Origin of the sequence: Streptomyces mirabilis (assembly GCF_039503195.1) — a bacterium.
GTDB classification, from domain to species: Bacteria; Actinomycetota; Actinomycetes; order Streptomycetales; family Streptomycetaceae; genus Streptomyces; species Streptomyces mirabilis_D.
The window spans coordinates 7,504,024-7,529,474 of the sequence record NZ_JBCJKP010000001.1; the positions used below are offsets into that span (position 1 = coordinate 7,504,024).

18 protein-coding genes are annotated in these 25,451 nt (G+C 70.3%); 14 read left to right on the forward strand and 4 right to left on the reverse strand.

What is annotated here, in order from left to right:
- The first annotated feature begins 9 nt into the window (after positions 1-9).
- Complete coding sequence (gene hflX / locus AAFF41_RS34415; protein WP_319748422.1) at positions 10-1,506, forward strand: GTPase HflX; 1,497 nt, start codon at positions 10-12, stop codon at positions 1,504-1,506.
- Between the two features lie 550 nt (positions 1,507-2,056).
- On the opposite strand, the gene AAFF41_RS34420 is transcribed toward hflX, so the two are convergent.
- Positions 2,057-3,286, reverse strand: a complete 1,230-nt coding sequence (locus AAFF41_RS34420) for a trypsin-like serine peptidase (protein ID WP_343325151.1) — start codon at positions 3,284-3,286, stop codon at positions 2,057-2,059.
- A 366-nt stretch (positions 3,287-3,652) separates the two neighbouring features.
- Between AAFF41_RS34420 and AAFF41_RS34425 the strand changes: the two genes are divergently transcribed.
- From AAFF41_RS34425 to AAFF41_RS34445, 5 genes are all read left to right on the forward strand, one after another.
- Positions 3,653-5,071 (forward strand): diaminobutyrate--2-oxoglutarate transaminase family protein, encoded by a 1,419-nt coding sequence (locus AAFF41_RS34425; protein WP_319748607.1) that lies wholly within the window; start codon positions 3,653-3,655, stop codon positions 5,069-5,071.
- 217 nt (positions 5,072-5,288) lie between these two features.
- A complete protein-coding gene (locus AAFF41_RS34430; protein WP_319748424.1) occupies positions 5,289-7,253 on the forward strand; it encodes an IucA/IucC family protein in 1,965 nt (654 codons plus the stop codon).
- 109 nt (positions 7,254-7,362) lie between these two features.
- The gene (locus AAFF41_RS34435) at positions 7,363-8,100 is read left to right on the forward strand and encodes a GNAT family N-acetyltransferase (RefSeq protein ID WP_319748425.1); all 738 of its coding nucleotides are present in this window, start codon (positions 7,363-7,365) and stop codon (positions 8,098-8,100) included.
- A 56-nt stretch (positions 8,101-8,156) separates the two neighbouring features.
- Positions 8,157-10,313 carry an IucA/IucC family protein gene (locus tag AAFF41_RS34440; protein WP_343325152.1) on the forward strand — a complete coding sequence of 719 codons (2,157 nt, stop codon included), beginning with the start codon at positions 8,157-8,159 and terminating at the stop codon, positions 10,311-10,313.
- Positions 10,314-10,407: 94 nt separating this feature from the next.
- Entirely contained in the window at positions 10,408-12,411 is a 2,004-nt protein-coding gene (locus tag AAFF41_RS34445) for an ATP-dependent DNA helicase (RefSeq protein ID WP_319748427.1), read from the forward strand.
- A 592-nt stretch (positions 12,412-13,003) separates the two neighbouring features.
- Here AAFF41_RS34445 and lexA read toward each other — a convergent pair.
- On the reverse strand, positions 13,004-13,780 hold the full coding sequence (gene lexA, locus AAFF41_RS34450; protein WP_054229877.1) for a transcriptional repressor LexA: 777 nt from the start codon (positions 13,778-13,780) through the stop codon (positions 13,004-13,006).
- A gap of 518 nt (positions 13,781-14,298) precedes the next feature.
- Here lexA and nrdR point away from each other — a divergent pair.
- Positions 14,299-14,877, forward strand: coding sequence for a transcriptional regulator NrdR (nrdR, locus tag AAFF41_RS34455; RefSeq protein ID WP_343325153.1), 579 nt, complete (start codon positions 14,299-14,301; stop codon positions 14,875-14,877).
- A gap of 151 nt (positions 14,878-15,028) precedes the next feature.
- Positions 15,029-17,926, forward strand: coding sequence for a vitamin B12-dependent ribonucleotide reductase (locus AAFF41_RS34460; protein ID WP_319748429.1), 2,898 nt, complete (start codon positions 15,029-15,031; stop codon positions 17,924-17,926).
- 112 nt (positions 17,927-18,038) lie between these two features.
- Here AAFF41_RS34460 and AAFF41_RS34465 read toward each other — a convergent pair whose 3' ends face one another.
- On the reverse strand, positions 18,039-18,572 hold the full coding sequence (locus tag AAFF41_RS34465; RefSeq protein ID WP_319748430.1) for a TerD family protein: 534 nt from the start codon (positions 18,570-18,572) through the stop codon (positions 18,039-18,041).
- A gap of 156 nt (positions 18,573-18,728) precedes the next feature.
- On the opposite strand from AAFF41_RS34465, the gene AAFF41_RS34470 reads away from it, so the two are divergent.
- The 3 genes from AAFF41_RS34470 (at position 18,729) to AAFF41_RS34480 (ending at position 21,019) form a co-directional block, all read left to right on the forward strand.
- Positions 18,729-19,334 (forward strand): YdbC family protein, encoded by a 606-nt coding sequence (locus AAFF41_RS34470; RefSeq protein ID WP_319748431.1) that lies wholly within the window; start codon positions 18,729-18,731, stop codon positions 19,332-19,334.
- Between the two features lie 106 nt (positions 19,335-19,440).
- Positions 19,441-20,124, forward strand: a complete 684-nt coding sequence (locus AAFF41_RS34475) for a histidine phosphatase family protein (RefSeq protein WP_319748432.1) — start codon at positions 19,441-19,443, stop codon at positions 20,122-20,124.
- Entirely contained in the window at positions 20,114-21,019 is a 906-nt protein-coding gene (locus tag AAFF41_RS34480; protein ID WP_343325154.1) for an ADP-ribosylglycohydrolase family protein, read from the forward strand. Before AAFF41_RS34475 ends, AAFF41_RS34480 begins: the two co-directional genes overlap by 11 nt.
- Positions 21,020-21,561: 542 nt before the next feature.
- Here the strand turns inward: AAFF41_RS34480 and AAFF41_RS34485 are convergent.
- Positions 21,562-23,094, reverse strand: a complete 1,533-nt coding sequence (locus tag AAFF41_RS34485) for an MFS transporter (RefSeq protein ID WP_319748434.1) — start codon at positions 23,092-23,094, stop codon at positions 21,562-21,564.
- A gap of 196 nt (positions 23,095-23,290) precedes the next feature.
- On the opposite strand from AAFF41_RS34485, the gene AAFF41_RS34490 reads away from it, so the two are divergent.
- From AAFF41_RS34490 to AAFF41_RS34500, 3 genes are all read left to right on the forward strand, one after another.
- Positions 23,291-23,914, forward strand: a complete 624-nt coding sequence (locus AAFF41_RS34490; RefSeq protein ID WP_319748435.1) for a TetR/AcrR family transcriptional regulator — start codon at positions 23,291-23,293, stop codon at positions 23,912-23,914.
- A 131-nt stretch (positions 23,915-24,045) separates the two neighbouring features.
- Complete coding sequence (locus tag AAFF41_RS34495) at positions 24,046-24,747, forward strand: ribonuclease HII (RefSeq protein WP_054229885.1); 702 nt, start codon at positions 24,046-24,048, stop codon at positions 24,745-24,747.
- 68 nt (positions 24,748-24,815) lie between these two features.
- A complete protein-coding gene (locus AAFF41_RS34500; protein ID WP_319748436.1) occupies positions 24,816-25,439 on the forward strand; it encodes a hypothetical protein in 624 nt (207 codons plus the stop codon).
- Positions 25,440-25,451 lie beyond the last annotated feature (12 nt).

A 25,451-nucleotide genomic window follows, 5' to 3' on the forward strand; every position in this document is an offset into this window, starting at 1 on the left:
AAGGATCCAATGACCTCCTCTTCTTCCCCTTCCCAGGACGCGCAGAGCCTCGCGCAGAACTACCCCGAAGGTCTTCGGGCCGATGCCCTGATGGAAGAGGACGTCGCCTGGAGCCACGAGATCGACGGAGAGCGGGACGGCGAACAGTTCGATCGCTCCGAGCGCGCGGCCCTGCGCCGTGTGGCGGGCCTCTCCACCGAGCTCGAGGACGTCACCGAGGTCGAGTACCGACAGCTCCGTCTGGAGCGCGTCGTCCTCGTCGGTGTGTGGACCACGGGAACGATTCAGGACGCGGACAACTCGCTCGCCGAGCTGGCAGCCCTCGCGGAGACCGCGGGCGCGCTCGTGCTCGACGGCGTCGTCCAGCGCCGGGACAAGCCCGACGCGGCGACGTACATCGGATCCGGCAAGGCCAACGAGCTGCGGGACATCGTCCTGGAGACCGGCGCCGACACCGTGATCTGCGACGGTGAGCTGAGCCCCGGCCAGCTGATCCACCTCGAGGACGTCGTCAAGGTCAAGGTCATCGACCGTACGGCCCTGATCCTCGACATCTTCGCCCAGCACGCCAAGTCCCGAGAGGGCAAGGCGCAGGTCGCGCTCGCGCAGATGCAGTACATGCTGCCGAGGCTGCGCGGCTGGGGTCAGTCGCTGTCCCGTCAGATGGGCGGCGGCAAGGGCGGCGGCCTCGCCACCCGTGGTCCCGGTGAGACCAAGATCGAGACGGACCGGCGTCGTATCCGCGAGAAGATGGCGAAGATGCGCCGGGAGATCGCGGACATGAAGACCGGCCGCGAGATCAAGCGCCAGGAGCGACGCAGGAACAAGGTGCCCTCGGTCGCCATCGCCGGCTACACCAACGCAGGCAAGTCCTCTCTGCTCAACCGCCTCACCGGCGCGGGCGTGCTCGTCGAGAACGCGCTGTTCGCGACCCTCGACCCGACCGTGCGCCGGGCCGAGACCCCGAGCGGGCGGCTGTACACCCTGGCCGACACGGTCGGGTTCGTACGTCACCTGCCGCACCACCTCGTCGAGGCGTTCCGCTCCACGATGGAGGAGGTCGGCGGCTCCGACCTGATCCTGCACGTGGTGGACGGCTCGCACCCGGCGCCGGAGGAGCAGCTGGCCGCCGTGCGCGAGGTCATCCGCGACGTCGGCGCGACGGACGTGCCCGAGATCGTGGTGATCAACAAGGCGGACGCGGCCGACCCGCTGGTCCTCCAGCGGCTGATGCGGATCGAGAAGCGTTCTATCGCGGTCTCGGCCCGCACCGGTATGAACATGGACCAGTTGCTCGCGCTCATCGACAACGAGCTGCCCCGCCCCTCGGTCGAGATCGAGGCGCTCGTGCCGTACACGCACGGCAGGCTGGTCGCGCGCGCCCACTCCGAGGGTGAGGTGATCTCCGAGGAGCACACCCCGGAGGGCACCCTGCTCAAGGTGCGGGTGCACGAGGAACTGGCGGCCGACCTCGCGCCGTACGTTCCGGCGCCCGTCGCGCTCTAGCCGCCCGCTTCCGCAGGGACGACGTACGAAGGCCCGCACCCTCTCGCAGGGGCGGGCCTTCGCCGCGGCCGGGTGAGCACGGCGCCTACCGTCCGCCGTACCGCTTGCTCATGTTCTCGTAGAGCGCCTGCGCGACGTCGATGCCGTGCTCTTTGAGCTTGCTCCTGACGGCCTCCGAGATCCTGATCTTGTCGTCGCCGTTCCGCGACGAGGAGGAGCTGGGCCCGCTCGCCTTGTCGTCGCCCGAGTTGCAGGCGGTGGCGTGAGGGCCAGGGCGGCGGCGAGGCCGGTGGCGGTGAGAACGCGGCGCCGACCGCGCCCGCGCGCGCCGAGCGTACGTACGGAACGCATGCTGGTGTAACCCCCGTTGACGTGCTGACACCTCACTATGCCCGGGCCGTTGGGGGCGAACGGCGGTGGAGTGGTGAAGGGTTCCGTGCGCCACCCCACCGCCGCCCGTGCGGCCCGTGTGCGATTCCTGTCAGGCCCGTCGGGTCACCCGCCTGCGCATCGTCGTCTCACGGGCCCGTGGTCCCACTGCCCCCTTGGCTCACTGGCTCGCGAACTTCTTGCTCACCGAGTCGTACACACCCTTGGCGACCGTACCCAGGTGCGGACCCGCCAGCCAGCCCGCGCTGACCGGGCCGATCGAGGTGTTGGACACCAGGGCGGGCTTGCCGTCCGACCCGGTCGCCACCCAGCCGCCGCCGGACGAACCACCGGTCATGGTGCACCCGATGCGGTACATCGTCGGGTCCGCCTTGGCGATCGACAGACGGCCGGGCCTGTCGGTGCACTGGTACAGCTTCTGCCCGTCGAACGGCGCCGCCGCCGGGTAACCGGTCGCCGTGATGCTCGCGACCTTGGGTACGGCCGGAGCGTTGAAGTTCACCGGGAGCGCCGAACCGACCGTCTCCTCCAGCGACTTGCCGTTGCCGCCCTTCTCCGGCGTCACATGCAGGACCGCGTAGTCGTACGACGCGCCCTGGCCGCCGGTGGAGCCGCCCTGGGCGATCCACTGGTCCGAGGTCTGCGCCCAGTCGCTCCACCAGACACCGTACGGAGCGACCTCCGTCCGCGTGGCGTTCTGCAGTTGGGCGGACGTCCTGCCGGCGTCGTTGTACGAGGGCACGAAGGCGATGTTGCGGTACCAGCCGCCCTTCTTGCCGGCGTGCACACAGTGGCCCGCGGTCCACACGAGGTTCGACTTGCCCGGGTGCGCGGGGTCCTCGACCACCGTCGCCGAGCAGACCATCGTGCCCTCGGGGGAGTCGAAGAACACCTTGCCCGCCTCGGGCACGTTGTCGTGGTAGGCGACGCTCACGGCCTTCGCCGCCACGGGCGCCGGAGTGGCGTCGGTGACGCCCTGGTCACCGGAGAGGTCGTTCTCGTCGACGCCCTTGTTCTTGTCCGGGTCGTTGGCGCCGCGCATCCGGTCCGGGTCCCACAGCCCCTTGATGATGGGGTTGACGAAGTCGTTGGCCTCGCGCAGCCAGTCGTCCTTGTTCCAGTTCTTCCAGGCGCCGTTCTTCCACTTGTCGATGTCGATCCCGTGCTCTTTGAGCTTGTTCTTGATGTCGTCCGGGATCTTGATCTTGTCGTCGGCACTCTGGGACGCCGACGCGCCGGCCTGGCCGCTCGCGTTGCTGTTGCCCGAGTCGCAGGCGGTGGCGGTCAGCGCCAGCGCCGCCGTCAGGCCGACGGCGGCCAGTACGGGGGAGGTTCCGCGGCGCGCGCTCCTCCCTCGACGAGCGGCGAAGGACGGGCGTATGGATCGCATGGTGTAACTCCCCCTGGACGTAAGAGAACCTGTCAGGATCCGCCGATCCAAAGTCCCTCGGTACGGGACACAGGTGCATCGTTCGGTGTTCTGAACGGCACCACACACTATGCGCTCGCTGTGGGGGACATCCCACGGAACGGCAACGGTTCCGTCACGGCAAGGATCTTCGACTCACCCGCTTCCCCGAGCCGGTCGCGTCGTTGGTACGTACGGGGGCCTGCCGCCTGCGCTCAGAGCCCCCTGCCAACTCGCCTCTGGACAGCGGGAGGACCTGAAGTCGTGGCCGTGACCGAGTCTGCGGTGGTACCGGTGGGGCGCGAGCCCGAGGAGACGCGGGAGGTCGTGTCCGGAGTGTCCGAGAGGGTGCGAGAGACGGTGCCCGGAGTGTCCGAGGGGGCGCGCGCGGCGCACGAGGGGATTCTGCGGCGTCAGTCGGCGCGCGAGTCGGCGGCCCGCACCTACGCGCGCGCCCTGCCGATCGTCCCCGTGCGGGCGCGGGGGCTGACCATCGAGGGCGCGGACGGGCGCCGTTACCTCGACTGTCTCTCCGGCGCGGGCACCCTGGCCCTGGGACACAACCACCCGGTGGTCCTGGAGGCGATCAGAAAAGTCCTCGATTCCGGGGCGCCACTGCACGTCCTCGACCTGGCCACACCCGTCAAGGACGCCTTCACCACCGAGCTGTTCCGCACGCTGCCCCCGGAGTTCGCCGCCCGCGCGCGGGTGCAGTTCTGCGGACCCGCCGGGACGGACGCCGTCGAGGCCGCGTTCAAACTGGTGCGCGCCGCGACCGGACGCACCGGAATGCTCGCCTTCACCGGTGCCTATCACGGGATGACCGCGGGGGCGCTCGAAGCATCCGGGGGCGCGACCGAGGTACGGGTCGCGCGCCTGCCCTACCCCCAGGACTACCGCTGCCCGTTCGGCATCGGCGGTGAGCGAGGTGCCGAACTCGCCGCGCGCTGGACCGAGTCCCTGCTCGACGACACCAAGTCCGGCGTGCCACGCCCCGCCGGGATGATCCTCGAACCCGTCCAGGGCGAGGGCGGGGTGATTCCCGCGCCCGACCACTGGATGCGCCGGATGCGCGAGATCACCGCGGCGCGCTCCATTCCCCTGATCGCGGACGAGGTCCAGACCGGCGTCGGGCGCACCGGAGCCTTCTGGGCCGTGGAACACAGCGGGATCACCCCGGACGTGATGGTCCTGTCCAAGGCCATCGGAGGCAGTCTGCCGCTGGCCGTCGTCGTCTACCGCGACGACCTCGACGTCTGGCAACCGGGCGCCCACGCGGGCACGTTCCGCGGCAATCAACTGGCCATGGCCGCGGGAACGGCGACCCTCGCGTACGTCCGCGAGAACGGACTGGCCGAGCGCGCTGCGACCCTGGGGTCCCGCATGCTCGCTCAACTCCGGCAACTGGCCGAGGAGTTCCCGTGCATCGGTGACGTTCGGGGCCGTGGGCTGATGATCGGCGTCGAGCTGGTGGATCCCGAGACAGCCCCGGACACCCCCACCGACGGTCCCCGGCCCGCCGCCCCCGAACTCGCCGCCGCCGTGCAGCGCGAGTGCCTGCGCCGCGGTCTGATCGTGGAGCTGGGCGGGCGCCGCGCGAGCGTGGTGCGACTCCTCCCGCCCTTGACGATCAGCGACGAACAGGCGACCGCGGTGCTCGATCGACTGGCGGACGCGGTGGCGACGGTGGCTGCGGCGGCGCGAGCGGGACTGGGCGGCGTGGCCGGGCACGGTCGGGGATCCGCATCCGGTGAGCACGCCGGATAGGACCTGCGACCGCCGCGGGCGGCCCCTACGGCGGTCCCCTCGACGGGCCCCGCGCCCGGGCGCGACGGCGACCCCACTCGGACCACCCCGCTTGTCCCCCACTCGACCGGACCACCGTCCGCCCACCCGGCCCGACCAGGAACGCCCCACGCCCCACGCACGCCAGTACCGCCCCGGTTCGTCGCCGCACGAGCCTGAACGACCCCGAGGAACTCTCTTGAACGCCACCCCCACACCCGACGGCCGTCCCGACACCCACGAGCGAGCGGCCTGTGGCACGCAGACCCCCCCGGCTCCGGGAGCCGACGCGGTCCCCCGGCAGAAGGGAGGGGCCCGGGAGACCGAGCGGCTGCGCGGCGCCACCGCCGACCTGCTGGAGCACCCCGCCGCCCACACCGCGGCCCAGGCCGCGGCGGTCGAGAACCTGTTGCGCTGCTGGGTACGCGAGAACAACCTGCCCGCCCCCACCGACGGCACCCTCCGCATCCCCCTCCCGGCCAGCGGCACCTCCCTCCTGACGCCGGTCCACCACTGGTCCCCGACCGGCTGGCACCGCTTCGGCCTCCCGCACCTCGCCGACGCTCCCGAGGGAGCACCGCCCGCCGACGCCGTCACCGTCGCGGCGCTGCTCGCGCGCCAAGCGGCGACGGGCCGGCGGACGACGAGCACGGCCGAGGTGACGTCGACGCCCGTTTCCGAGACCGGCACCGCCGGGGACGGTGCCGACCTGCTCGGCCGTGTCGCCGACTCGGTGCGGCGGACCGTCGTGTTCATCAACGACCGAAGGGAACGGCCCGCGGACACCCCCGACTTCTTCCTCGCCGCCGAACAAGCACTGGTGCTGGGGCACCCGTGGCACCCCACTCCGAAGAGCCGGGAAGGGCTCTCCGACGCCGAAGCGCGGCTGTACTCACCCGAGTTGCGCGGCTCCTTCCCGCTGCACTGGATGGCGGTCGCCCCCGCGGTCCTGGCGGCCGACTCGGCGTGGACGGAGCGCGGCCGACCCGTCCCCGCGCAGCAGATCACCGCGCGGCTGGCGGGAGCCGGGCTGTCCCTGCCCGACGGGTACACCGCCCTGCCGCTGCACCCCTGGCAGCTGGCCGACGTCCGGCACCGACCCGAGACCGCGGCCCTGCTCGACGCCGGACTGCTCCGGGACCTCGGCCCGCACGGCTCCGCCTGGCATCCGACCTCCTCCGTCCGCACCCTCTACCGCTCCGGCGCCCCAGCGATGCTCAAGCTGTCGCTGGGCCTGCGCATCACCAACTCCCGCCGTGAGAACCTCCGCAAGGAGCTCCACCGTGGCGTGGAGGTCCACCGTCTGCTGCGCAGCGGCCTGTCCAAGCAGTGGCAGTCCGCCCACCCGGGCTTCGACATCGTCCGCGACCCGGCCTGGCTCGCCGTCAACGCCCCGGACGGCACCCCCCTGGTCGGGCTCGACGTGATGATCCGCCACAACCCGTTCGGGCCGACCGACGACGCCGGCTGTGTCGCGGGGCTCGTCTCTCCCCGGCCCCACGCCCGACCCGGCGCACGCAGCGGATCCGAGGACCGGCCCGTGATGCGATCCCGGCTCGCCGAGATCGTCACCCGCCTCGCCGGACGCACCAGCAGGCCCCGTGGCGCCGTCGCCGCCGAGTGGTTCCTGCGCTACCTCGAGCACGTCGTACGCCCCGTGCTCTGGCTCGACAGCGAGGCGGGGATCGCGCTGGAAGCACACCAGCAGAACACCCTGCTCCTGCTGGACCCCGAGGGCTGGCCCACGGGCGGCCGCTACCGCGACAACCAGGGCTACTACTTCCGCGCGTCCCGGCGCGCCGAGCTGGACGCCCGGCTGCCGGGCATCGGCGAACACAGCGACACCTTCGTCTCCGACGAGGTCACCGACGAACGCTTCGCCTACTACCTGGCGATCAACAACGTGCTCGGCCTCATCGGCGCGTTCGGCTCCCAGCACCTCGCCGACGAACAACTGCTGCTCGCCGCCTTCCGCCGCTTCCTCACCGACGTGGCCTACGGCCCGGCCCGACTGCGTACGCCCCTGCCCGCCCACCTCCTCGACTCGCCCGTCCTGCGCTGCAAGGCCAACCTGCTGACCCGGCTGCACGGCCTCGACGAACTCGTCGGCCCGGTCGACACCCAGTCCGTCTACGTCACCCTCGCCAACCCGCTCCATTCCTGACGAAGCCGCCCTCACCGACCCCCTGCCATCCCTGACGAAGCCATCCTCGCCAACCCCCTGCCGGCCCTGAGGAACATGTCCCACCCCGTCTCCTGAGAGGAGCGTCGCCGTGCCTCCCACCGATGCGAGCACCGACGCCGGTACCGCCCCCGTCACCGACCTCGGCACCGACCCGGGCCCCGGGCCGGGCACGGACAACGAGGACACCCTCGACCTGCGCCTGCCCGACGAGCTCCTCGCGCTCCTCGGCTCCGAGGTCGAGTCGGCCGGGGGAGACGACCTGCTCGACCGCATCGGTGGCTGGGGCCCGATCGCCACTCCCGTGGGCACCTTCCACCTGGTCCCCGTCCGAGTGGAGCGTGATCTCCCGCTCGTCTCCCGTTGGATGAACGACCCCGCCGTCGCGGAGTTCTGGGAGCTGGCAGGGCCCGAGTCGGTCGCGGAAGAACATCTGTGCCGCCAGCTCGACGGCGACGGCCGCAGTGTGCCCTGCCTCGGTGTGCTGGACGGCACCCCGATGAGCTACTGGGAGATCTACCGCGCGGACCTCGACCTCCTGGCGCGTCACTATCCCGCCCGCCCGCACGACACCGGCCTTCACCTCCTCGTCGGCGGTGTCGCCAACCGCGGACGAGGCCTCGGCTCCGCCCTGCTCCGCGCCGTCGCCGACCTCGTACTGGACAGGCGACCGGCCTGCGCCCGCGTCGTCGCGGAACCCGACCTCCGCAACACGCCCTCCGTCGCCGCCTTCCTGAGCGCGGGCTTCCGGTTCTCCGCCGAGGTCGACCTGCCCGGCAAACGGGCAGCCCTCATGGTCCGGGACCGGAGCCTGCGCGATCTGTTGTAGCGCCCTGCCCTCACCGCACCGCTCGTTCCGATCCGGTTCCCTGCCAAGGAGTCCCCGTGCCGCGTCCATCCGCCACCCCGGCATCCGGAGAGCTGCCCGCCTTGTACGACCCGCCCGAGCTGCGCAAAGACCGATGGGACCAGGTCGGCCGCCGACTCCTCGCGAAAATGATCGGCGAGTTCGCCCACGAGGAGATCGTCAGACCGGAACCGGAGTCCGACCTGGAACCGGAGTCCGATCTGGATCCGGAGTCCGACCTGGATCCGGAGTCCGACCTGGATCCGGAGTCCCACCTGGATCCGGAGTCCGATCTGGATCCGGGTTCGGAGCCGGGTTCGGGGTCGGAGCCGGGTTCGGGGTCGGAGCCGGGGTCGGAGGCTCGACGGGGCGCGGAGGGAAAAGTGGCCCTGCTCCGCGGTGCGCACAATCCGGCGACCGGCCTCGACTCCTCGACCGGGGCGGCCTCCTCGCGACCCTCACCACGCCCCGCCTCCGCTCACCACGACACCCCGTACCGGGACACCCCGCGCGAGGACACCGGGCACACCGAGACCCTCCGTCCCTACGCCCTGCGCCTCGACGCCGGCGGCAGCCTCTCCTTCCGCGCCCGCCGCGCCTCGTACGACAGCTGGCGCGTCGACCCCGCCTCGCTCACCCTCACCGAGGACGGGGCTGAGCCGTGCCCCTTCACCGACCCGCTCGGCTTCCTCACCCGGGCCCGCGGCACGCTGGAGATCGACGGCGCGACGCTCGGCCACGTGGTCCGTGAACTGAGCACGACGCTCGCCGCGGACGCCCGCCTCCACCGCGACGCCCGTACGGTGGCCGAACTGGCCGACCTCGGTTACGCCGAACTGGAGGGCCACCAGACCGGCCACCCCTGGATCGTGCTGAACAAGGGCCGCCTCGGCTTCTCGGCGACGGACGCCGCCGACTGGGCACCGGAGGCCCGCAGAGCGACGCCGATTCCCTGGATGGCGGTGCACACCACGCTCGCCACCTACCGAGGCGTCCCGAGCCTCCACTCCGCCGAACAGCTCTACGCGCGCGAACTCGCCCCCGCCACGAGGGAGTCCTTCGACGGGGTACTACGCGCGCGTGGGCTCACGCCGGAGTCGTACCTCTATCTGCCCGTGCACCCCTGGCAGTGGGACGACGTCGTGCTGCCGCTGTTCGCGCCCTCCGTAGCCGCGGGAGCGATCGTGCCGCTGCCCTCCGACGGCGACCTGCGGCTCCCGCAGCAGTCGATCCGTACGTTCCTCAACGTCTCGCACCCGGACCGGCACACGGTGAAACTGCCGCTGTCCGTGCTCAACACCCTGGTCTGGCGCGGCCTGCCGACGGAACGCACGCTCGCGGCGCCCGCCGTCACCGCCTGGATGCACGCCCTGAGAGATGCCGACCCCTTTTTGCGGGACACCTGCGGGGTGATCCTGCTCGGCGAGGTCGCCTCGGTGACCGTGAACCACCCCGTGTACGACGCCCTCCCCGAAGTGCCCTACCAGTACAAGGAGTTGCTCGGTGCGATTTGGCGTGAGCCGGTCTCGCGCCATCTGGCGCCCGGTGAACGCGCGCGCACCCTGGCCGCGCTCCTGCACACCGACCCGGACGGCCGCGCCTTCACCGCGGAGCTCGTCGCCCGCTCGGGCCTCGCCCCCAACGTCTGGCTGCGCCGCCTCTTCGCCGCGCTCCTGCCGCCGCTGCTGCACTTCCTCTATCGGTACGGCACGGTGTTCAGCCCCCATGGAGAGAACGCGATCGTCGTCTTCGACGACCACGACGTCCCCGTCCGCCTCGCGGTGAAGGACTTCGTGGACGACGTCAACGTGAGCGCGGACCCCCTGCCCGAGCACGCGACCATGCCGGACGACGTACGGAACGTACTGCTGACCGAGCCGCCGGCGTTCCTGACCCAGTTCATCCACTCCGGGCTCTTCGTGGGGGTCTTCCGCTATCTCGCACCGCTCTGCGAGGAACAACTGGGCGTTCCGGAGGCCGAGTTCTGGGCGCTCGTCCGGGCGGAGATCGTCCGTCACCAGGCGCGCTTCCCCGAGCTCAAGGAGCGCTACGAGATGTTCGACCTGCTCACTCCGCGTATCGAGCGCCTGTGCCTCAACCGCAACCGACTGCACCTCGACGGCTACCGCGACCGTCCCGAGCGCCCGCACGCCGCGGTGCACGGCACGGTCCCGAACCCCCTCCACCGGCCTTGATCATCCGTCCCGTACTCGTTCTCGTCCTGATCGCGTCCGCAGGCCGGGCCTTGATCGCCCGATTGTCAGTGGCGCCCCGTAGGCTGGCAACGCTATGACAGAGCCCTCACTCCCCGAACTCCTGCATGCTGCCGTCACTGCTGTCGGCGGCACGGAGCGCCCTGGCCAGGTGACCATGGCCGAAGCCGTCGCGGGTGCCATCGACGACAGCTCCCACCTGCTGGTCCAGGCGGGCACCGGCACCGGAAAGTCGCTCGGCTACCTCGTGCCCGCGCTCGCCCACGGGGAGCGGGTCGTCGTGGCGACCGCCACCCTGGCGCTCCAGCGGCAGCTCGTGGAGCGCGATCTTCCGCGGACCGTCGACGCGCTGCACCCGCTGCTGCGCCGCCGCCCGGAGTTCGCGATGCTCAAGGGCCGGTCGAACTACCTGTGTCTGCACCGGCTGCACGAGGGCGTGCCGCAGGACGAGGAGGACGGCCTCTTCGACCAGTTCGAGGCGGCCGCGCCCACCAGCAAGCTGGGCCAGGACCTGCTGCGGCTGCGGGACTGGTCGGACGAGACCGAGACCGGCGACCGCGACGACCTCACGCCCGGAGTCTCCGACCGCGCGTGGGCCCAAGTGTCCGTTTCGTCCCGAGAGTGCCTGGGCGCCACCAAATGTGCCTACGGAGCGGAGTGCTTCGCAGAGATGGCCCGTGAGCGCGCCAAGCTGGCCGAGGTCGTCGTCACCAATCACGCGCTGCTCGCGATCGACGCCATCGAGGGCGCGCCGGTCCTCCCGCAGCACGAGGTGCTGATCGTCGACGAGGCCCATGAGCTGGTCTCCCGGGTCACCGGTGTCGCGACCGGCGAGCTCACGCCCGGCCAGGTCAACCGCGCGGTGCGCCGCGCCGCGAAGCTGGTCAACGAGAAGGCGGCCGATCAGCTCCAGACCGCCGCCGAGGGCTTCGAGCGGCTGATGGAGCTCGCTCTTCCGGGCCGCCTGGAGGAGATCCCGGAGGATCTCGGATACGCGCTGATGGCACTGCGCGACGCCGCTCGTACGGTGATCTCGGCGATCGGCTCCACCCGCGACAAGTCCGTCCAGGACGAGGACTCCGTCCGCAAGCAGGCTCTCGCCTCGGTGGAGGCGGTGCACGACGTGGCGGAGCGGATCACCAACGGCTCCGAGTGGGACGTGGTCTGGTACGAGCGGCATGACCGTTTCGGCGCCTCCCTCCGCGTCGCTCCCATGTCCGTCTCCGGCCTCCTCAGGGAGAAGCTCTTCGCGGACCGTTCCGTCGTCCTGACGTCCGCCACCCTGAAGCTCGGCGGTGACTTCAACGGAGTGGGGGCGTCGCTGGGACTCGCCCCGGAGGGCTCCGAGGGCGATGACCTCCCGCAGTGGAAGGGCGTCGACGTCGGCTCGCCCTTCGACTACCCCAAGCAGGGCATTCTGTACGTGGCCAAGCACCTGTCCCGCCCCGCGCGCGACGGCGACCGTGGGGACATGCTGGACGAGCTCACCGAGCTGATCCAGGCCGCGGGGGGTCGCACGCTGGGGTTGTTCTCCTCGATGCGGGCCGCCCAGCTCGCTGCGGAGGAGCTGCGCTCGCGCATCCCCGAGTACCCCATCCTGCTGCAGGGCGAGGAGACGCTCGGCGAGCTGATCAAGAACTTCTCGGCCGACCCCAAGACCTGCCTCTTCGGCACGCTCTCGCTCTGGCAGGGTGTCGACGTCCCCGGGCCCAGCTGCCAGCTCGTCGTCATGGACAAGATCCCCTTCCCGCGCCCCGACGACCCGCTGATGAGCGCCCGCCAGAAGGCCGTCGAGGAGAACGGCGGGAACGGCTTCATGGCCGTCGCCGCGACCCACGCGGCGCTGCTGATGGCCCAGGGCGCCGGCCGCCTCGTACGGGCCACGGGTGACCGGGGCGTGGTGGCCGTACTGGACCAGCGCCTCGCGACGGCGCGCTACGGCAGTTATCTCAAGGCGTCCCTCCCCGACTTCTGGTACACCACGGACCGCAACCAGGTACGCAGGTCGCTCACCGCGATCGACGCGGCGGCCCGGAAGGCGGAGGAGACGGTGGGGGCGGGGGAGACGGACGAGGCGTAGGTCCTTCCGGCGGCAGGCTGAGGGAACCCGCGCACTTGGCCCGAGGCGGGCCTGCCCGGGTGCCTCTACGGGCGGAGTTGCTCCGCCTCGGACGCCCCGTCGGCCAAACAACACCACCCAGACGGCCACACCCGACCTACCGGTCCTGCGGGCGGCCCCAGGTCGGGCGTGTGCTCTGAGGCTCGAGATCTCTGTCCCGGGCCACCTTCGATCCTCCCCGACACCCGAGCATGCCGCGCGACGCCCGCACAGGTCGCTGGTCTCCCGAGCATGCCGACCGGGGCCCGCATATCGGTCGGCACCCGCGCACCGCATGTGTGGCCCGGCGCCTGCGTATATCGCTCGGCGCCCGCGCATTTCCCTCGGAGCCTGTGGACGGTTCTCCTGCCCCCCGCGGGTAGAAGCCCCCGGGAGCAAGATCCCCTCGGGGGCGTGTCTCGTCGGGGCGGGCCATCTCTGGCACACCGCGCACGCCGCCGACTCCCCCCGCCTGACCGCCGGAGGGCAACGCACAGGGCCCCGGAACCGGCGCAGGTGGTCCCGGGGCCCGGTCAAGGGCGGGGCGGGGTGTCCCGCCGCCCGGCGCGTGCTGTCACACGCGCCGCAGCACCGCCACCACCTTGCCCAGGATGGTCGCCTCGTCGCCGGGAATCGGCTGGTACGCGGCGTTGTGCGGGAGGAGCCACACATGGCCGTCCTCACGCTTGAACCGCTTCACCGTGGCCTCGCCGTCCAGCATCGCGGCCACGATGTCACCGTTCTCCGCGACCGGCTGGCGCCGGACCGTCACCCAGTCCCCGTCGCAGATGGCGGCCTCGATCATCGAGTCGCCGACGACCTTCAGGACGAACAGCTCGCCGTCACCGACCAGCTGCCGGGGGAGGGGGAAGACGTCCTCCACCGACTCCTCGGCCAGGATCGGGCCACCGGCGGCGATACGGCCGACGAGCGGCACGTACGACGCGGCCGGCTTGCCCGCCGTGTCCGTGGGCTGTGCCGAGGACTGGTCGGAGCCCCGGACCTCGTACGCCCGCGGCCGGTGCGGATCGCGGCGCAGGAAGCCCTTGCGCTCCAGTGCCATCAGCTGGTGGGCGACCGACGAGGTGCTGGAGAGGCCGACCGCCTGTCCGATCTCCCGCATCGACGGCGGGTAGCCGCGTCGCTGCACGGAGTCCCGGATGACCTCGATCACCCGGCGCTGCCTGTCGGTGAGTCCCGAGCTGTCGGCGCGGATGCCGGGAGGTCGCCCTGGCAGGGAGCGCTTGGGCCCCTCATGATTCGTGGCTTCGTTCATCGCATGCACCGGCTCGAGTCGGCCCTGGGAGCGGTCCTGGGCAGTGATGGTGGCACTGTCTGCGGTGGTGGTCACGTCGGCCCCTCTCGATGGTCTCCCTGCTGGACAACGGTAGTTGCTTTCGAAAGGTTGCGCCAAACACACGTTCGAGTGAAAAATCGCGGATTGTCTGTCGTGATCATGTGTCTGGGTGTATAGCCAACGATGCATCCGGCGGACAAAAGGGCTCATTGCTGTACTCTTCACCGCCGGGGCGATGACCGTGCCGACAGATGTGGGCCGCGGCCCAGTCTGCCATCCGGCACCCCGTAAGTCGGGTACCGGCCCCCCTTCCGCGCGCTGACCACGGTCTCTCCGTGTGTCCGGGATCGGTATGGCCGTGCGGCACATGCCCTTACGTGCGCGACACGCGTGGCCTGGGTGAATTTACGGGTCGATCCCCACATCTAGTGGTTGGATTGCTGTAGCAGCCCAGAAGTTGTGGTCCCCCGGGTCTTCGAGCCTCCGGCCATCGCCTATGCTTGGGGCTGCTTCGAGGGGCCCGAGAGGTCCCGCGAGGTCTATGAGTCGTGCTGTGAAGGAGGGTTGGAGCCATGCACTGCCCCTTCTGCAGGCACCCCGACAGCCGTGTCGTCGACAGCCGTACGACCGATGACGGCACGTCGATCCGCAGGCGCCGCCAGTGCCCCGACTGCTCCCGTCGTTTCACGACGGTGGAGACGTGCTCGCTGATGGTGGTCAAGCGGTCCGGCGTGACCGAACCCTTCAGTCGTACCAAGGTCATCAACGGCGTGCGCAAGGCGTGTCAGGGGCGGCCGGTCACCGAGGACGCGCTCGCCCAGCTCGGCCAGCGGGTCGAGGAGGCGGTGCGGGCCACCGGGAGCGCCGAGCTGACCACCCACGACGTGGGTCTGGCCATACTCGGTCCGTTGCAGGAACTCGACCTCGTCGCCTATCTGCGCTTCGCGTCCGTGTACCGGGCGTTCGACTCGCTCGAGGACTTCGAGGCCGCCATCGTGGAACTCAGGGAAGAGACGAAGCAGCGCCCCGCCGCGGACGAGGAAGACGCGGGCGAGGTGGACGTGGCGGCCGCGGAAGCGGAGCGCCCGGAAAGCGACCGCGGGTCCGGAGGGGCCGTCCAGGTCCCCGTGCCCGCCAGCGCCGCCGACTGACGGAAGGGCCGACTCGGATCGGCCCCCAGCGGTGGCGACCAAAGACCTGTTGCGGGCGGCCGCGTAGTGGCGCCCGCAGCACCAGACACACACCGTGCCATGGGAAGAACGTGGCACTTCAGGGCGTTTTAGCCCGATACAGGGAGGCGGCATGACAGAGACGGCGAGCGGTCCGGCACGAGGTTCCCGCGCCAAGGGCACCAAGGCCAGCAAGGGACTGCGCATCGAGCGCATCCACACCACCCCCGGCGTGCACCCGTACGACGAGGTGGAATGGGAGCGCCGTGACGTCGTCATGACCAACTGGCGCGACGGCTCGATCAATTTCGAGCAGCGTGGCGTCGAGTTCCCCGGCTTCTGGTCGGTGAACGCGGTCAACATCGTCACCAGCAAGTACTTCCGTGGTGCCGTGGGCACCCCGCAGCGCGAGGTGAGCCTCAGGCAGCTCATCGACCGCATCGTGAAGACGTACCGGAAGGCCGGCGAGGACCACAAGTACTTCGCCTCGCCCGCCGACGCCGAGATCTTCGAGCACGAGCTGGCGTACGCGCTCCTGCACCAGATCTTCAGCTTCAACAGCCCGGTCTGGTTCAACGTCGGGACGCCTCAGCCCCAGCAGGTCTCGGCCTGCTTCATCCTGTCCGTCGACGACTCCATGGAGTCGATCCTCGACTGGTACAAGGAAGAGGGCATGATCTTCAAGGGCGGCTCCGGCGCCGGCCTGAACCTCTCCCGTATCCGCTCCTCCAAGGAGCTCCTCTCCTCGGGCGGCAACGCCTCGGGTCCCGTCTCCTTCATGCGCGGTGCCGACGCCTCCGCAGGAACGATCAAGTCGGGTGGCGCCACGCGCCGCGCGGCCAAGATGGTCATCCTCGACGTCGACCACCCCGACATCGAGGACTTCATCGAGACCAAGGTCAAGGAGGAGGAGAAGATCCGCGCCCTCCGTGACGCGGGCTTCGACATGGACTTGGGCGGCGACGACATCACGTCCGTCCAGTACCAGAACGCCAACAACTCGGTCCGTGTGAACGACACGTTCATGAAGGCGGTCGAGGAGGGCGGCAAGTTCGGTCTCACCTCCCGTATGACCGGCGAGGTCATCGAGGAGGTCGACGCCAAGACGCTCTTCCGCAAGATGGCCGAGGCCGCCTGGGCCTGCGCCGACCCGGGCATCCAGTACGACGACACGATCAACCACTGGCACACGTGCCCGGAGTCCGGTCGTATCAACGGCTCGAACCCGTGCAGCGAGTACATGCACCTGGACAACACGTCCTGCAACCTCGCCTCGCTGAACCTGATGAAGTTCCTCAAGGACGACGGCAAGGGCCACCAGTCCTTCGAGGTCGAGCGCTTCGCCAAGGTCGTCGAGCTGGTCATCACCGCGATGGACATCTCGATCTGCTTCGCGGACTTCCCGACCCAGAAGATCGGCGAGAACACCCGCGCCTTCCGTCAGCTGGGCATCGGCTACGCCAACCTGGGCGCCCTCCTGATGGCGACCGGTCACGCGTACGACTCCGACGGCGGTCGCGCCCTCGCCGGTGCCATCACCTCGCTGATGACCGGCACCTCGTACCGGCGTTCCGCCGAGCTCGCCGCGGTCGTCGGCCCGTACGACGGCTACGCCCGCAACGCGCAGCCGCACCAGCGCGTCATGAAGCAGCACTCCGACGCCAACGCCGTGGCCGTCCGGGTGGACGACCTGGACACGCCGATCTGGGCCGCCGCCACGGAGGCCTGGCAGGACGTGCTGCACCTCGGTGAGAAGAACGGCTTCCGCAACGCGCAGGCCTCGGTCATCGCCCCGACCGGCACCATCGGTCTCGCGATGTCCTGCGACACCACCGGCCTCGAGCCCGACCTCGCGCTGGTCAAGTTCAAGAAGCTGGTCGGCGGCGGCTCGATGCAGATCGTCAACGGCACCGTTCCGCAGGCCCTGCGCCGCCTGGGCTACCAGGAGGAGCAGATCGAGGCGATCGTCGCCCACATCGCCGAGAACGGCAATGTCGTCGACGCCCCGAGCCTCAAGCACGAGCACTACGAGGTCTTCGACTGCGCCATGGGCGAGCGCTCCATCTCCGCGATGGGCCACGTCCGCATGATGGCCGCGATCCAGCCCTGGATCTCCGGCGCGCTCTCCAAGACGGTCAACCTGCCGGAGACGGCGACCGTCGAGGACGTCGAAGAGGTCTACTTCGAGGCGTGGAAGATGGGCGTCAAGGCGCTCGCGATCTACCGCGACAACTGCAAGGTCGGCCAGCCCCTCTCCGCCAAGACCAAGGAGAAGGAGAAGACCGAGGTCACGGCGAAGGCGGAGGAGACCATCCGCACCGCGGTCGAGAAGGTCGTCGAGTACCGCCCGGTCCGCAAGCGCCTCCCCAAGGGTCGTCCCGGCATCACCACCTCCTTCACGGTGGGCGGCGCCGAGGGCTACATGACCGCCAACTCCTACCCGGACGACGGTCTCGGCGAGGTCTTCCTGAAGATGTCGAAGCAGGGCTCCACCCTCGCGGGCATGATGGACGCCTTCTCGATCGCGGTCTCCGTAGGTCTGCAGTACGGCGTGCCCCTCGAGACGTACGTCTCGAAGTTCACGAACATGCGCTTCGAGCCGGCCGGCATGACGGACGACCCGGACGTGCGGATGGCGCAGTCGATCGTCGACTACATCTTCCGTCGCCTGGCGCTGGACTTCCTGCCCTTCGAGACGCGCTCCGCGCTCGGCATCCACTCCGCCGAGGAGCGTCAGCGTCACCTGGAGACGGGCTCCTACGAGCCGTCCGACGACGTCGACATGGACGTCGAGGGCCTGGCCCAGTCCGCGCCCCGTGCGCAGGAGCTGAAGGCCGTCGCTACCCCGAAGGCCGAGGTCGAGGCGGCGAAGCCCGCCCCGAAGCAGGCCCACACCAGTGCCGAGCTGGTGGAGATGCAGCTGGGCATCCAGGCGGACGCCCCCCTGTGCTTCTCCTGCGGTACGAAGATGCAGCGGGCCGGTTCCTGCTACATCTGCGAGGGCTGCGGCTCGACCAGCGGTTGCAGCTGACCGAAGCCCTGAAACCCTGAAGGGCGGCACGACCACCGGTCGTGCCGCCCTTCGGCGTTTCTCGCTGCTACGGAGAAGGCTGTTTCAGGCGTCTCCTGCGGAGAGGGCTGTTTCAGGCGTCGTGGCGCGTGCCCATGACGCGTGGGAACTCGGCCGGGTCGGTGTCGTAGCCATGGATCCCCGGATGGAAGGTCCACTCTCCGGAGGCGTCGCGTACGAACTCGCCGACGGTCGCGGCCGTGGCCCCCAGGACGCCGCCGAAGTTGTCCTCGGCCAGCACGGTGTAGCCCTCCCGCATGCGCAGGCCCGGGTTGAGGACGCCCACGAACGACTTGTGGCCGGAACGTTGCTGGATGAGTACGCCCACCACCACACGCGTGTAGCCGCTGTTGAGGCGGTCGAGTTCCAGCGTCATGACCTCGTCCCAGCCGAAGCCCTTGCCGTCCTTGCTGTCCCGGTTGAGGTAGATGGTGCCGTCCGGGGAGCGGCTGTCGAAGTGCACCACATAGGCGGGAATGCCGTACGGATCGGCGGCCACGTACGTCGCCGCGATGATGTCGAGGTCGGTCGCGGGCTCGCCGACGGGACTCGGGTCCCACTTCACCGCGAGCTCGACCTTGCGGATGCCCTTGTTGAGACCGGTCATTGGATCTCCCCCTCCCCGTTCCCCATCTTCTTCAGCCCTCAACTGCTCTGTTGTCAAGGCCGGTTGTCCATCGTGCCACGCGCGCGGGGGCGCTCGCGCGGGTGCACTCCGCCGGAGCGTGACCGACGCCACGCTCCGTGGCCTTACGATGGCGCGGTGCTGGTCAAGTGGATTCGCTGCACCGTGGTGGACCGCCGCGGTTTCGAGCGGGGGCAGCGAAAGTGGGCGGGGCTGCTGGGTGAGCCGGGATTCCGGGGGCAGGGCGGGGGCTGGAGCCGAGGGCGGCCCGGGGTGGCGCACATCTTCGCCTTCTGGGAGAGCCGTGCCTTCTACGACTCCTTCATGGCCCGTTCGCACGACCGGCTCGCGGCTGCCCAGTCGGGGACCTTCAAGGACGCGCAGGCCAAACTATTCGATCACCGGTTCGATGTGAAGACCGGCTTCGAGCCGCGCTTCACGGACGCCGACCTGCTGCGGGTGGCCCACTGCCGCATCCACGAGGAACGGGCCGAACACTTCGCGCTGATGCAGGAGAAGGTCTGGAATCCCGCGATGGCGGGCTCGCCCGGCATGGTGCGGGGCCTGTTCGGTGAGGCGCCGGGCCATGAGTTCCTGATCCTGTCCATGTGGCAGTCGGCCGCCGAACACGGTAAGTACCGGGCGGAGCGGGTGGAACGGCTCGCGCTGCGCGCCCAGACGGAGGCCGACGTCGCGGCCCTGACCGGCGACATAGTGGCGCTGGAGCCCTCGTGGACGGTCTGACCGGAGTGCCGTCCGCGGGTGTGATCCGCGCGGAGAACATGTGACCTACGCCGTATGGAGCCCGTACGAGTGCTCGATCGGCCGTCAGCCGTTTTAGGGTCTTGGCATGGTTCGACCACGGCGTATCGTCCTTGTCCGGCACGGCGAGTCAGCGGGCAACGCCGATGACACCGTTTATGAACGCGAGCCCGACCACGCTCTGCCGCTCACCGAGAAGGGGTGGCAGCAGGCGGAGGAGACGGGAAAACGGTTGCGGGAGGTCTTCGGGCGAGAGCGCGTAAGCGTGTACGTGTCGCCCTACCGCCGTACGCACGAGACGCTCCGCGCCTTCCACCTCGACCCCGAGCTCATACGGGTGCGCGAGGAGCCGCGGCTGCGCGAGCAGGACTGGGGCAACTGGCAGGACCGCGACGACGTACGCCTCCAGAAGGCCTACCGGGACGCCTACGGGCATTTCTTCTACCGCTTCGCGCAGGGCGAGTCCGGCGCCGACGTCTACGACCGGGTCGGCGGCTTCCTGGAGAGCCTCTACCGGAGCTTCGAGGCCCCCGACCACCCGTCGAACGTGCTCCTGGTGACCCATGGCCTTGCCATGCGGCTGTTCTGCATGCGCTGGTTCCACTGGACGGTCGCGGAGTTCGAATCGCTGTCGAATCCGGGGAACGCCGAGATGCGGATGCTCGTCCTCGGTGACGACGGGAAGTACACGCTTGACCGTCCGTTCGAACGCTGGTGCGTACCCGAGTCGTACGGGGACCCCGGGATAGAGTGGCAGGGCGATGACCTCTGATTCCTCTCCCGGCGGACGCCTGGACCGCGCCCTGGCCAGCCTGCGTGGACTCGCGGTGGGGGACGCGCTGGGCTCGCGGTTCTTCGTGCCCGTGAACTACCCGCTGCTCAAGCGACGCGAGCTGCCGTCCGGCCCCTGGCGGTGGACGGACGACACCGAAATGGCCTCCTCCGTAGTGGCCGTTTTGGCCCGGCACCGCCGCATCGACCAGGACGCGCTGGCCGGCTCCTTCGCCGAGCACCACGATGTCGACCGGGGCTACGGTCCCGCGGTCAACCGGCTGCTGGGGCAGATCCGGGAGGGGGGCGACTGGCGGGCGCTGGCGTCCGCCCTCTTCAAGGGACAGGGCTCGTGGGGCAACGGCGCCGCGATGCGGATCGCCCCCCTGGGGGCCTGGTACGCGGACGACCCGGAGCAGGCGGTCCACCAGGCGGAGATCTCGGCGTACACCACCCACCAGCACCGCGAGGCCGTCGTGGGTGCCATGGCCGTCGCCGCGGCCGCCGCCCTGGCGGCCGACCCGGCGAGCCCGCCGAGTGCCGAGGCACTGCTCGACGGCGTCGTCGCGCTCGTCCCGCGCAGCGCCGTGGGAGCCGGTCTGCGGCGCGCTCGCGACATGCTCGACTACGGGGACACCGCGACGGTCGCCGCCGTACTGGGCTGCGGGCGGCGTACGACGGCGCACGACACGGTGCCGTTCGCGCTCTGGTCCGCGGCCCGGGCCCTGGGCGACTACGAAGAGGGCTTCTGGTCGACCGCCCAGGTGGGCGGCGACATGGACACGACCTGCGCCATCGTCGGCGGTGTGATCGCCGCGGGCAAGGCGGGGGCGCCGCCAAGGGAGTGGGTGGAGCGGACGGAGAGCCTGCCGGGATGGGTGCGGGCGGGGGCATAGGCCGCGGGGACGGTTCGGTGACGCTGGAGAGTCCCTTGCGGAACGCGGTGCCCGGGCAGGGGCCGGGGTGGGCGTCGTGCGGCACGGGTGCGGCTCCGTGCGTCCCGAGGCTCGTGGGGCAGCGCGTCGCACGGGTCGGTCGTCGGCGCCGTACAGCGGTGTCCTGCTGGGCCGCCTGCGATGCCGTACCCCCCGGGCCTGATGGTTCTTCCCGGTGTCGGACCGAGCGCGTCACGGCTCGCCCTCGGTGCCGCGCCGCGACCCATGGGGCTCACCCCGGTCCTGTGGTGCCGCTCGCGGGGCCGTACAAGCTGCCGTACCGCTGACTGCGAGGCCCGGACCCCCTGCCGTACCTCCGGGCAGGGGGTCCGGGCCTCGGTGCCGTAAGACCTCGAGGGCCGCCCCTGGCGCCGTAGAGCTGCTTGCAAGGCCAGGCCCCGGGGTGCCGTTCCGCTGCGGACGGCCGGACCGTGGACCTCGCCGTCCGTATCCCGGACCGGGGACCGGCCTCCGCGGATCCCGCCAAGCTTCGGCGGGCCGCCTCAGCCCGCGGCGGGCCCCGCCGTGCCCGCGAGGGCCTCCAGGTCGCTCTTGCGGACGCGGATCACCAGCGCGGCGGTGGCCAGGGCCAGTACCGCCATCGCGACGGCCGGGACGAAGGCGGTCGAGATGCCCTGGGCGAGCACGTCGTGGCCCCACGGAGCGGGCAGCTGGTGGGTCTTGGCGAACTCCGCCTTCTGCTCGGGCGAGCCGTTCGCCAGGAACTTCGGCAGCTGCTTCTCCGCCTCGTCCCGGCTGGCCGAGCCGAAGACCGTGGTCAGGATGGACAGACCGAGCGAACCGCCCACCTGCTGGGTGACGTTGAGGAGTCCGGACGCGGCGCCCGCCTCGTGCTGGGCGACGCCGGAGACCGCGGTCAGGGTCAGTGTCACGAAGTTCAGGCCCATGCCGAAGGCGAAGAGCAGCATCGGGCCGAGGACCCCGCCGACGTACGTGCTGTCGGGGCTCATGAAGGTCAGCCAGCCGAGCCCGAGCGCGACGAGGGCGGAGCCGACGACCATGAACGGCTTGGGCCCGAGGACCGGCAGGAACCGCTGCGACAGCCCCGCTCCGATACCGATCGCCGCCGTCACGGGCAGGAACGCCAGACCGGCCTGGATCGGGCTGTAACCCAGCACGTTCTGTACGAACAGGACGATGAAGAAGAACATCCCGAACATCGCCGCGGCCAGACTGAGCATGATCACGTACGTGCCGGAGCGGTTGCGGTCGCCGAACATCTTCAGCGGGGTGATCGGTTCCTTCGCCCGGGTCTCGATGAACGCGAAGCCCAGCAACAGGACCAGCGCCGTGGCGAACGACCCGATCGTGAGGCTGTCGCGCCAGCCCTCCTCCGCGGCGCGGATGAACCCGTACACCAGGGAGGCCATACCGGCCGTCGAGGTGAGCGCGCCCGCCACGTCGAAGCGCCCCGGATGGCGCTCGGACTCGTTGATGTACATGGGGGCGAGCACGGTGATCAGCACACCGATGGGCACGTTGACGAAAAGCACCCAGCGCCAGTCGAGCCACTCGGTGAGCATGCCACCCGCAAGCAGCCCGATGGCGCCGCCGCCCGCGGAGACCGCGGCGAAGACGGCGAAGGCCCGGTTCCGTTCCGGGCCCTCGGGGAAGGTGGTGGTGATGAGCGCCAGCGCGGTGGGCGACGCTATCGCGCCACCCACGCCCTGAAGGGCCCGCGCGGCCAGCAACTGCCAGGGCTCCTGGGCGAGTCCACCGAGCAGCGAGGCGAGCGTGAACAGCATGATGCCGGTCATGAAGACCCGGCGCCGACCGAGGATGTCCCCCGCGCGACCGCCGAGAAGGAGCAGGCCACCGAAGGTGAGGGTGTACGCGCTGATCACCCAGGTCAGGTCGGTCGTGCTGAATTTGAGCGCGTCTTGAATGTGCGGGAGGGCGATGTTCACAATCGTCGAGTCGAGTACCACCATGAGTTGGCAGGCCGCGATGACGGCGAGTGCGATGCCGGGGTGTCCCTCCCGGCGGGCCGCTCCTGGCTTTGGATCCTGGATCAACTGAGAGGTTTGAGAGGTTGTCACTATGGTTCCCCCACAGGTGCGTTAGTGAACGCTCGCGTTCACTGTTGCGGCAACGGTAGTGAGTCCCCGACAGTGAACGCAAGCGTTCACTGAAGTCGCTGCCCCGCGCCGTCACTTGACCGCCCGCTCTCCCCGAACTCCCCGCTCCCCCATGCGCAACGGAGACACTCAGATGGTTACTTCGCGTTGGACGGCCGCTCCCGCTCAGGCGGCCTCCCTGCGCCGACGCGGTGCCGTGCTCGAACGCGCGATCCTCGACGCCGCGCTCGAGCAGCTCAGTACGGTCGGCTGGAACGGCCTCACGATGGAGGGCGTCGCCGCCCGGGCCCAGACCGGCAAGGCCGCGGTCTACCGCCGCTGGCCGTCCAAGGAGGACCTCGTCGCGGACGCGCTGAAGGCCGGACTGCCGAGCCTGACGGAGGCCCCCGACCTCGGAAGCGTCCGGGACGACCTGCTGGAACTGTGCCGACGGGTGCGTGAGGCGATGTACTCGCAGCCCGGATTCGCGCTGCGCTCAGTGCTTCACGAATGCGATGTGGCGCAGGCGGAACGTTTTCAGAGTCTGATCGTCGGAGGGGTCGTCGAGCCGACCAAGCATCTGCTGCGAGAGATCGTCGACCGCGGAATCGAGCGGGAAGAGGTGCGACCGGACGCCGCGAACTCCTACGTCTTCGACGTCATTCCGGCGATGATGATGTATCGCTCGAAGGTGTGCGCGAGCGAATGGGGTGAGCGGGATCTGGAGGAGATGATCGACCAGCTGATGGTCCCGCTGCTGCGACGGGCGGGGCCCTGAGCGACCATGGCGCCGCCACCAGCACGAACCAGCCCCCCGACCGTCCGCGGACCAACGACCCGACGGTCCAGGAACCAACGACGAAACCTGGGTGTCGCGAGGGGCTCGGGGCGGCGTAGGCTGAGGGCGCCATGCCGTACGAACCACCGACTCACACCGTCGAGCGCTCCCTCCGCGCCACGACCGGAGCGAAGATCATTGCCGGTGTCGACGAGGTGGGCCGTGGTGCGTGGGCCGGCCCGGTCACCGTCTGCGCCGCTGTCACGGGACTACGCCGTCCGCCCGAGGGCCTCACCGACTCCAAACTCCTCACCGTCAAGCGTCGTACCGTGATGGCCGCGGAGTTGGAGAAATGGGTGACGTCGTACGCCCTGGGGCATGCCTCTCCTGAGGAGATCGACGACCTGGGGATGACGGCCGCGCTGCGCCTGGCCGCGGTGCGGGCCCTGGAAGCCTTGCCCGTCCGCCCCGACGCGGTCATCCTCGATGGGAAGCACGACTACCTCGGGTCGCCGTGGCGGGTTCGCACGGTGATCAAGGGTGACCAGTCCTGCGTGGCCGTCGCGGCGGCCTCGGTGATCGCCAAGGTTCAGCGCGACAAAATGATGGCCGAACTGGGTGTCGACCATGCAGACTTCGGGTTTGCGGCCAACGCCGGGTATCCGTCTCCGGTGCACAAGGCCGCACTGGAGGAACGGGGCCCCACTCCGTACCACCGGCTGTCATGGGCGTATCTTGATGCGCTGCCCCAGTGGCGGCACCTCAAGAAGGTCCGCAGCTGGGCGGACGGAAGCGGTCCGGAGATCGAAGGTCAGCTCGGCTTCGATTTCTGACGGTTCCGCTCGCACTCATGTGCCACCCGCCGACGCGAGTCGCACCGGCGTTTGATAAATATCAGCTCATGCCTCTCATTCCCGAGGAGCCTCAGATTCACGAGAGTGCCCAGGGTCCCCGCGCGACTCCGGCCAGTGGCCGCACCGCGCCGACCCCCCGTCCCGTACCCGGTCCCCGTCCCGCGGCTCCGCCGCGTCCCGGACGTCCGGGACCTGTCCGGCCGATGCCGGCCCAACGCACCCCGCGTGAGCCGGTCGTGGCCACGCCGGGGTCATCCGCCCCGGCGGCCGCGCCCGCTGCCGCCACCCCACAGGTCCAGCTGATCCCGGCCTCGGTCGAGGGTGCGCTGGACGCCGCCGAAGAAGCGGTCGACCTGCTGTTGGAGTCGGGCCGAGCCCCCGGTGAGGTGCTGGTGATCACCACCGGCGAACCGCATCCGTGGGCCGCGCACGAACTCTCCTTCGGCGAAGCCGCCTACTGGGCGCAGCACGACGCGGGCGACGACGTCTTCTACGCCGACGCCTCCGTCGCGGGCCGGGCCGCGTCCCGTCCCGTGGTCGTGGTCGCCGTCAACGGCGGTCCCGACGCCGCCGCCACCGCCCTGCCCCTGGCCCTCGGCCGGGCCGGCGCCCTGCTGATCGTCTGCGGCGACCCGCAGCAGATCAACTCGGTGCTGGGCGCCGGGGTCTGAACGAATCCCGGA

What these genes read in the sequence shown, in the direction of transcription:
- hflX (WP_319748422.1), top strand. Translation starts at nt 10, where the DNA reads ATGACCTCCTCTTCTTCCCCTTCCCAGGACGCGCAGAGCCTCGCGCAG.
- AAFF41_RS34420 (WP_343325151.1), bottom strand. Translation starts at nt 3,286, where the DNA reads ATGCGATCCATACGCCCGTCCTTCGCCGCTCGTCGAGGGAGGAGCGCG.
- AAFF41_RS34445 (WP_319748427.1), top strand. Translation starts at nt 10,408, where the DNA reads ATGACAGAGCCCTCACTCCCCGAACTCCTGCATGCTGCCGTCACTGCT.
- nrdR (WP_343325153.1), top strand. Translation starts at nt 14,299, where the DNA reads ATGCACTGCCCCTTCTGCAGGCACCCCGACAGCCGTGTCGTCGACAGC.
- AAFF41_RS34460 (WP_319748429.1), top strand. Translation starts at nt 15,029, where the DNA reads ATGACAGAGACGGCGAGCGGTCCGGCACGAGGTTCCCGCGCCAAGGGC.
- AAFF41_RS34465 (WP_319748430.1), bottom strand. Translation starts at nt 18,572, where the DNA reads ATGACCGGTCTCAACAAGGGCATCCGCAAGGTCGAGCTCGCGGTGAAG.
- AAFF41_RS34475 (WP_319748432.1), top strand. Translation starts at nt 19,441, where the DNA reads ATGGTTCGACCACGGCGTATCGTCCTTGTCCGGCACGGCGAGTCAGCG.
- AAFF41_RS34480 (WP_343325154.1), top strand. Translation starts at nt 20,114, where the DNA reads ATGACCTCTGATTCCTCTCCCGGCGGACGCCTGGACCGCGCCCTGGCC.
- AAFF41_RS34490 (WP_319748435.1), top strand. Translation starts at nt 23,291, where the DNA reads ATGGTTACTTCGCGTTGGACGGCCGCTCCCGCTCAGGCGGCCTCCCTG.
- AAFF41_RS34495 (WP_054229885.1), top strand. Translation starts at nt 24,046, where the DNA reads ATGCCGTACGAACCACCGACTCACACCGTCGAGCGCTCCCTCCGCGCC.
- AAFF41_RS34500 (WP_319748436.1), top strand. Translation starts at nt 24,816, where the DNA reads ATGCCTCTCATTCCCGAGGAGCCTCAGATTCACGAGAGTGCCCAGGGT.